Source organism: Moorena sp. SIO3H5, from assembly GCF_010692395.1.
Lineage (GTDB): Bacteria > Cyanobacteriota > Cyanobacteriia > Cyanobacteriales > Coleofasciculaceae > Moorena.
This window is the reverse complement of record NZ_JAAHHS010000360.1, coordinates 1-7,790: the sequence shown is the minus strand read 5'-3', so window position 1 is coordinate 7,790 and position 7,790 is coordinate 1. Positions and strand designations below refer to the sequence as shown.

Here is a 7,790-nt window from a genome sequence, read left to right as displayed (position 1 = left end):
TCCATCAATGGTGGACACACATCCATCCCGATGATGTAGACCAGGTGATCAAAGCCATGGAGGATCACTTAGCTCAGAAAACCTCCTATTATGTTCAAGAGTATCGCTTACGGTGCAACGACGACAGTTACAAATGGATTCTTGACCAGGCACAAGCACTGTGGGATGAAGCAGGTGATCCAGTGCGAGTGGTTGGCTCAATTACCGATATTAGCGATCGCAAGCAGACAGAAGAAGCATTGCAAGAAAATGAAAAGGCGCTGAAGTCCAACCAAGAGCGGCTCGAAGCAATTATGAGTTCTCTTCAAGACGTGGTGTGGTCAGTATCACTGCCTTCTGGGATACTGCGCTATGTTAATATAGCCTTCGAGCAAGTTTACGGTCGCCCAACTTTCGAGCTATTCAGTGATCAAGACAACTTATGGCGACAGTTTATTGTGCCAGAAGATTCTGATCGTGTTGAGAAGGCATGGCGAGCTGTTCAAGAAAACCGTCGTCAATCGTGGGATTTAGAATATAGAATTGAGCTCAGTAATGGAGAAATTCGCTGGCTGAACGACCGCGCTCATGTGGTTATCCGTGATAATGGCAACTCTGTACATCTTCACGGCATCACTACGGATATCACTAAGCGTAAACAGCAAGAAGCTGAACTGCAACAACTCAATCGAGAATTAGAAATTAGGGTTCAACAGCGCACAGCTGCTTTACTCGAAAGTGAACAACGATTCCGCTCGTTGTTTGAATCTGCCCCAGATTTTATTCATATCTTAGATACTCAGGGCATGATTGAGCAAGTGAACCCCGCTGTCATCCAACAGTCAGGTTATGCTGAATCAGAATTGATCGGTAATCGGTTAGAAGAGTTTTTTACCCCCAGATACCAAAACATTTGCCAGCAAAAGTTTCCAGTTTTACTGGAGCAGGGAACCCATCGTCAAGAAATTGAGTTTGTCTGCAAAAATGGCACTGTTATTACCACAGACTCCTCCTACTCAGTGGTTCATGATACCCAAGGAAACATTAACTATATCTTAGTGTTGCAGCGAGATATTACTTCACGCAAACGATTTGAAGAAGAACGTACCCAGTTAATTGCTAGCTTACAGGAATCAGAGCGACGGTGGCGCAGCCTTCTCGACAATGTGCGACTGGTGGTGGTGGGACTAGACCGAGAGGGTAAAGTCGAGTATGTTAATCCATTCTTCCTAGAATTGACTAAGTACACAGAAGCAGAAGTTAAAGGCAAGGACTGGTTTGAAAACTTCTTGCCCAATTACCAGCAACAGTCAGTACAGCAATATTTCCAGGACATCCTAGAGCCAGACTTTCAACCCCACTATCAGCATTCGATTCTTACCAAATCAAAGCAAGAAAAAATCATAGCTTGGAATAATACCCTACTCCAAAATGTCCAGGGAGAGGCCATTGGCACCATGAGTATTGGGGAAGATATTACCGAGCGCTACGCTATTGAACGGATGAAAGATGAATTCACTTCCGTGGTCAGCCACGAACTCCGTACCCCCTTAACCTCGATTCATGGTGCCTTGAACCTGTTATCAACTGGTCTAATTCAACCTCAGTCTGAACGAGGACAGCGTGTGATTGGCATTGCCGCTGATAGTGCTGAGCGTTTAGTGCGACTAGTTAACGATATTTTGGAACTCGAACGTCTGGAATCTGGTAAAATCCGTTTGTCAAAGCAGCCCGTAAATGCAGCTGAGTTGATGGTTAAAGCTGTTGATCAGGTGCAGGTGATGGCTAATCGAGCTGGGATTAAATTGGAAGTCTCGTCCCAAGCCATTGAAGGTGAAATTGAATTCGAGGCTGATAGCGATCGCATTATTCAAGTAATAACCAATTTACTCAGCAATGGGATTAAATTTTCAGACAGAGGTTCTAGCCTATGCTTAACAGTGGAACTGCCACAGCCAGAGGAACTAGAAACCACCTCACCCCCTGACCCAAACAGTCCAACGATCTTATTTACTGTTAAAGACCAAGGTAGGGGAATTCCTGCTGACAAACTTGAAAGCATTTTCGGGCGTTTTCAACAGGTTGATGCCTCCGATGCCCGTAAAAAAGGAGGTACAGGTTTAGGGTTAGCAATTTGCCGTAATATAGTGGAGCAGCACGGAGGCAAAATCTGGGTTGAGAGTACTGTTGGTGAAGGCAGTAGTTTTTATTTTACTTTACCGAAAGAAACAGCAGCAGCAGAAGGTGATAACCATGACAACTAAGCGCATTTTAGTAATTGATGATGATGATGGGGTTCGAGAAATCATCCAATTTTCTCTAGAAGCAGCAGCAGGGTGGGAAGTGTTGACAGCTGCTTCTGGTAAAGAGGGATTAGCTAAGGCTGAGGCAGATCAGCCTGATGCTATTTTGCTAGATGTAATGATGCCCGAGCTGGATGGACCGGCTACCTTTCGACAGTTACAAGCTAATGCAGTAACGGCGGATATCCCAACAATTTTGCTAACCGCTAAAGCTAGGAGCAGCGAGCAAAAGCAGTTTCTAGATTTGGGGGTAACTGGAATTATTACCAAGCCGTTTAAACCTATGGAATTGGTCGAGGAAATCCAAGTAATTCTTAATTGGCTCGATTGACTCATCGGAGTGCTAGGTTTTATTAAAACTGCCAAACCTGCAGGCAATTATCAATAACTTCATCATAGATTAATTGCTGGCAAACGCAGTTCTCAATTGGGTGAGCTACAAAGATTCGATAGCATTCACCTTTTAGACCTTACAGATTACCAATAAGTTGGTAGCTTAGTCAATCACAGTATCTTCACATTTGCGGCCTAATTTGTATTTGTAGGTAAGGTAAATAGATCTTGGGTTGAATTTCGGGGTATGGGTATCATTTTTCCAAACAAGGGTAACAATTCTAGTACTTCTTTCAACATCACTCCTTTGGATCAATTATCCCTGAGTCCCACGATCAATCCCACGATCGATTTAGCTTATCCTCACGACCCAGAGCACCAGAGGAGACAAACCTTCACACCAGTTGTCCTGGGTATCAAGAGTTTACCCTTGACCACAGAACGAGATATGGGTACCAGCCAAGCCCAGGACTATGAGTCATACATCGCATTAGCTCTGGATGTGTTTCAGAGTCAAGACTCAACATTTATCAAATCTCTTAAAGACTTTCTCACTGTTTTACCCAGTCCCACTTATATCGAGCAAGTCTTACTCGCAGCAGTTTATCGACTACCAGAGATTAACCTTGATGCTTGTCACTGGCTATTGCGTCATCCCGATTATTTGATGCCCGAACTTGACTTAGTGGCAGTAGCGATCGCTCTGGCAATTAAGAAACTTCAGGAGCAAGGGTTAGTGTTGGGTCAAGATTTTAGCATTGAACCGAATGGTCGGTTATCTGTCAGTAGTCTGGCAAAAGATACGTTATGGTTCGGTAGCTCAACTAGCGATCGCCTCTTGCTAGAACAGATTCTACAAGTTGGGGATTAATCTTGATCATGAATTTATAAAGCCTGGAGCGATGAACAAAACAATTTTATTAATTGAAAATGATAAACTGTTGCGCTCAAATTTTTCAGATTTACTAGAATTAGAGGGCTTTAATGTCCTTACTGCAGGAGACGGTTGGCTCGGTTTAAATTTAGCTAAAATTGTCCGACCTGATTTAATTATTTCTGAAATTAATATACCATCCCTTGATGGTTATGAGCTTCTCCAGATATTACGGGATAGGTTAAAGACAGCGAAAACACCGTTTATATTTCTAAGCAGTGAGTCAAAAGAGGATGGCTATGCTCGAGCTAAGCAACTGGGAGCCAACGATTATCTAACTAAACCTGTAGATAGTCGGGAACTGTTAGCAGCAATTAATCAGCAGTTAAGGATACTTCCATTGACTTAAAACAAGGCTCAAAACACACTATTTCTTAATTAATAAACCGCTTTGTAAGAATAGACCGGTTGGCAAAAGGAGTGTAAACGATGACTAAAACTCTTGTTCACCTAACTACACCGATAGTGATTCAAGAAATTGAAAATGTCTTAGCAACTTATCCGGAATTTCCCTATCAAGACGTTTTTTCCGAGTCTAACATACGCCAGGATTTAATTGCTTATGTCCTGAACCGAATTCCGAATAACTATGAAGCGGTAGACAAGATTGAACCATCATCAAAAAGCCAAAAATTACAGCAGTTATCCTCAGAGCAGAAGCTGTATTTAGAAAACTGGATTCATACAGGAATATATAATATCTTGCACTGGGATAATTTCCCGATGCCCCAAACGTTTACCTCAAGGTCTATTTCCGATACTTTTTAGCTTGATTGACCAAAATTTTATCCTAAAATAGGAGTTCTCAATACCAAATTGAGAACTCCTATTTTATCCATGGAATAACCAGTAAACCAAGTGATTAACTGGACTTGATATCAATCGTGATCCAAACCTGAGCCAAGGTCTCTAAGATTATCGGTAACTTTCGCTAGCCCCAGATGTAGCAGGCTGGTTTCCTGGATATTGGTTTTCTGGATATGCTAGTTGGGGATTGCGCAACCGTTCCAACTGTAAACGCCGAAACTCAGAAGCAGCATCATTTAGTCTCTGAGACTGTCCCTGATTGAACTGATCGATATCAACTGTACCCAATTGGGCATTATGGATTAAATCAAAAGCGTTGAAACTACTGTCTCCAAACCCCCCAAACGTGTCTTGCTCGTTAGAATTATTAAAATTTTCATCCGCTCGAATAGTACCTATACTTTGGGCAGTAGCGGACCCGTGCAGTAATGCTGTAGTAATGCCAAGGGCTACACTCAATACAGCTACAGTAAAAACAGATTGGTTGCTGAGCTTCATAGGAATCCCCCTTTAATAGATAAATCTCACTGGTCTACTGCTAGAAAATTATATATAGTTAACTAAAGTTAACCTGCACAGTTAACCTGGACAATTGTTACAGGTTCATTTTGGACGGTTGACGCGACCCTGTCAATAGTCAACCATCCAGAAAAATCGATGAGTTAATATTAATTATTTCACGGGATCCTAAGGCTTTAGCCCTAGGAAGACTAATTACAACCGGCGGCTGAGTAGTGGAGAAATTGCGAGTAATACCACTGTGCTAAAACCAAGCAATACCAACAGGGATTGGCCAAAGGTAATAGATGCCCAAGGAGCCTGCATCACAAGGCTACCAATAGACCAGTCATTGTGGAGATAGAGATAGCGAATTGGTTCAATGGCATAGCTGAGGGGGTTAAGACTGGCTACTACCTGTAACCATTTTGGCATGAATGAGAGAGGAGCAAGGGCTGTGCTGGCAAACAGTAGGGGTAAGTTGGTAACAAAAATTACTGCAATTAGTTCAATGTGACCGGGTAGAGCAAATGCTAGTCCTAGACTAAGGGCTGTGACTCCCACCACCAGCAAGAATACTATCAAGGCAATCATAGCCAGACCGGCTAGGTTCGGCAAACCAGCTCCTAAAAAGGCACTGGCGGTGACAATTGCCACAGTTTGCAGCAAACTCAGAGCGATAATATATATGGCTGAGGCTGCAACAATAGAGAAGCGAGATACTAATGGAGCTACTAGTAAGCGGTTGAGGAAACCAAATTCCCGGTCAAACATGATCGGTAAGCCAGCATTGAGTGCTCCAGCAAAGGCGGTAAACACAATCACACCTGCACCGAGGAATTTGCCATAGCTCAAACTCTCGCCAAAAATCCCTTGAGGAGCGTTTTGGAATAATGCCCCAAATAGGATTAGCCACATTAGGGGCTGGATAATACCAGCCATTAAGGTAGAAGGTCGCCGTTGCAGCTGAATAAACAGGCGTTTGGTTAGGGCAACGGTTTCTTGGATAAATTCACTTACACCAGGAGTATCATTGACTGGGATTGGTGCAGTAAGGTCTGGTTGCCAGTTAAGGTCGGATTTAGGAGGGGTAAGGGTTTCACTCATATTGATTCGTGCCATAGATTCTAAAATAGTTGGAGCAATTTGTATTTACTGTCCACTAACCACTGCCCTATGTCTCCTTTAGGCCATATTTTGTTTCCGCTCTGCCTTCGGATCTCGTTTCCCAGCCTCAGCAAGTTCAGCATCCATAAGGGTTTTACCTGTGGCAGCCAGGTAGACATCATCCAGGCTAGGTCGCGACTGAGCAATCCCAAAGGTCGGTAAACTAACGTCTTTTAAGGCTTGCTGAATGATCATTAAGGCATCGCTTTGGGGTTTAACCACAAGGTTAAGGGAATTGCCCTGATTGCTGTTAATAATCACCTCTCGCACAAAGGGCAAGGACTGCAGCATATCTTTGGCTTCCTTGGCTTCTTCCATGGGGGAGAATTCCCGGATGCGCAGGGTAATGCGATCGCCTCCAACACTATCTTTTAACTGAGATGGTGTCCCCTCAGCTATGATCAAGCCTTTGTCAATAATTGCGACTTGGTCAGCTAATGCGTCTATTTCTTCGAGGTAGTGGCTGGTGATTAGTAATGTGGTTCCTGAGTCTCGCAGCTTTTGCAACAGTTCCCATACCACGAATCTGCTCTCAATGTCAAGACCTACGGTGGGTTCGTCTAGTACTAAAACATCCGGTTGGTGGAGTAAGCCAGCAGCTAAGTCCAGCCGCCGACGCAGACCACCGGAGTAAACGCCAGTTTTTTTATTGGCATACTCTTTTAGCTGCAAAATGTCAAGCAGTTTATTTATGCGTTCTTTGGCAACTGCTTTGGGGAGGTGATAGAGGTCAGCTTGCAATTGGAGTAGTTCTTTACCAGTGAGTACCTTATCTAGGGCAACTTCTTGGGCTACATAGCCTAGGCGGCGGCGTGCTGCCCTAGGATTGTGTAGTACTGAAATGCCAGATACCTCAATTTTTCCAGCGTCCGGTGCCGTGAGGGTGCATAGGCAACGAATGGTGGTGGTTTTCCCGGCACCATTAGGACCGAGTAAGCCAAAAATTTGACCCGGTTCAACTTGTAAGGAGATGTCTTTGACGGCGTGGACATCTCCATAGCGTTTTTGGAGGTTCTGGATTAATACAGCGGCAGCCATAAGCTTTCCCTATGCCGGTCAGGGATACACAAATCTCAACACTTGTTATTGTAGCCCCTTGCCCTGGTTAGCGGTAAGATGTAATGTTTTTAGGCAAAACTGCTGAGTTGCGGTTTACCGGAAAAGTGGGGAGAGGGTTGACTACTTATATATAGTTAAGCAATCAAAAAACTTAATCTTACTTTCCAATACAGAAACGGCTGAAAATGCGGTCAAGCACTGATTCCGTTACTTCCTCTCCTGTTATTTCTCCCAAGGCTTGAATTGCTCCACGCAAATCTATCGTCCAAAAATCTAAGGGTAACTCTTGGGCAATAGTTTCTTGCACTTGCTCAAGAGATATTTTCGCCCTAGTCAAGGCAGCAGCTTGTCGTTGGTTAATGGCTAAATCTAAATCAGCGGCTTGCAGGTTGCCACGATTTACTGCATCAAGAATTGCTTTCTCCAGAGCATCAATGCCTTGATGGTAGGCAGCAGCTGTCTTCACTACCTGCTCTATAGTATTAGGATAGCATAGGGTAGATTCACTCTTATCACTGGCTAGGTCAGTTTTGTTAATCACTAGAATTACGGGACGTTCTTGCACCTGTTGGTAAATTTCCTGGTCTCCTGCACTCCAGCCAGTGGTTGCTTCAATCACCAGTAATACCAAGTCAGCCGCCATGGCTGCACTACGCGATCGCTCTACTCCAATCTTCTCCACTTGGTCAGCGGTTTCCCGAATTCCTGCA

Annotated in this window: 9 protein-coding genes; 5 read left to right on the top strand and 4 right to left on the bottom strand. The window is 43.9% G+C overall.

Annotated features, from left to right (window positions below; translation table 11 throughout):
* The 5 genes from F6K52_RS28180 to F6K52_RS28160 form a co-directional block, all read left to right on the top strand.
* Positions 1 to 2,243 (top strand): PAS domain S-box protein (locus F6K52_RS28180; protein WP_293086358.1); only part of this gene is annotated, 2,243 nt, incomplete at its 5' end.
* The gene (locus F6K52_RS28175) at positions 2,233 to 2,613 is read left to right on the top strand and encodes a response regulator (RefSeq protein ID WP_293086355.1); all 381 of its coding nucleotides are present in this window, start codon (positions 2,233 to 2,235) and stop codon (positions 2,611 to 2,613) included. The genes F6K52_RS28180 and F6K52_RS28175, both read left to right, overlap by 11 nt.
* Before the next feature lie 249 nt (positions 2,614 to 2,862).
* Positions 2,863 to 3,486 (top strand): hypothetical protein, encoded by a 624-nt coding sequence (locus F6K52_RS28170; protein WP_293086352.1) that lies wholly within the window; start codon positions 2,863 to 2,865, stop codon positions 3,484 to 3,486.
* A 31-nt stretch (positions 3,487 to 3,517) separates the two neighbouring features.
* Positions 3,518 to 3,898: a response regulator gene (locus tag F6K52_RS28165; protein ID WP_293086349.1), complete on the top strand. Its 381-nt coding sequence runs from the start codon at positions 3,518 to 3,520 to the stop codon at positions 3,896 to 3,898.
* Between the two features lie 80 nt (positions 3,899 to 3,978).
* The gene (locus tag F6K52_RS28160; RefSeq protein WP_293086346.1) at positions 3,979 to 4,317 is read left to right on the top strand and encodes a late competence development ComFB family protein; all 339 of its coding nucleotides are present in this window, start codon (positions 3,979 to 3,981) and stop codon (positions 4,315 to 4,317) included.
* A 147-nt stretch (positions 4,318 to 4,464) separates the two neighbouring features.
* Here the strand turns inward: F6K52_RS28160 and F6K52_RS28155 are convergent, their stop codons facing one another.
* The 4 genes from F6K52_RS28155 to F6K52_RS28140 all read right to left on the bottom strand — a co-directional run.
* Positions 4,465 to 4,854: a hypothetical protein gene (locus F6K52_RS28155; RefSeq protein WP_293086344.1), complete on the bottom strand. Its 390-nt coding sequence runs from the start codon at positions 4,852 to 4,854 to the stop codon at positions 4,465 to 4,467.
* Positions 4,855 to 5,070: 216 nt separating this feature from the next.
* Positions 5,071 to 5,961, bottom strand: a complete 891-nt coding sequence (locus F6K52_RS28150; protein WP_293086362.1) for an ABC transporter permease — start codon at positions 5,959 to 5,961, stop codon at positions 5,071 to 5,073.
* Between the two features lie 78 nt (positions 5,962 to 6,039).
* Positions 6,040 to 7,059, bottom strand: a complete 1,020-nt coding sequence (locus tag F6K52_RS28145) for an ATP-binding cassette domain-containing protein (RefSeq protein WP_293086342.1) — start codon at positions 7,057 to 7,059, stop codon at positions 6,040 to 6,042.
* A 178-nt stretch (positions 7,060 to 7,237) separates the two neighbouring features.
* A partial coding sequence (locus F6K52_RS28140; RefSeq protein WP_364420093.1) for a GTPase occupies positions 7,238 to 7,790 on the bottom strand: 553 nt, incomplete at its 5' end.

Bases quoted from the DNA above. Each gene is read 5' to 3' on its own strand.
- F6K52_RS28175 (WP_293086355.1), top strand. From the start codon at position 2,233: ATGACAACTAAGCGCATTTTAGTAATTGATGATGATGATGGGGTTCGA.
- F6K52_RS28170 (WP_293086352.1), top strand. From the start codon at position 2,863: ATGGGTATCATTTTTCCAAACAAGGGTAACAATTCTAGTACTTCTTTC.
- F6K52_RS28160 (WP_293086346.1), top strand. From the start codon at position 3,979: ATGACTAAAACTCTTGTTCACCTAACTACACCGATAGTGATTCAAGAA.
- F6K52_RS28155 (WP_293086344.1), bottom strand. From the start codon at position 4,854: ATGAAGCTCAGCAACCAATCTGTTTTTACTGTAGCTGTATTGAGTGTA.
- F6K52_RS28150 (WP_293086362.1), bottom strand. From the start codon at position 5,961: ATGAGTGAAACCCTTACCCCTCCTAAATCCGACCTTAACTGGCAACCA.
- F6K52_RS28165 (WP_293086349.1), top strand. From the start codon at position 3,518: ATGAACAAAACAATTTTATTAATTGAAAATGATAAACTGTTGCGCTCA.
- F6K52_RS28145 (WP_293086342.1), bottom strand. From the start codon at position 7,059: ATGGCTGCCGCTGTATTAATCCAGAACCTCCAAAAACGCTATGGAGAT.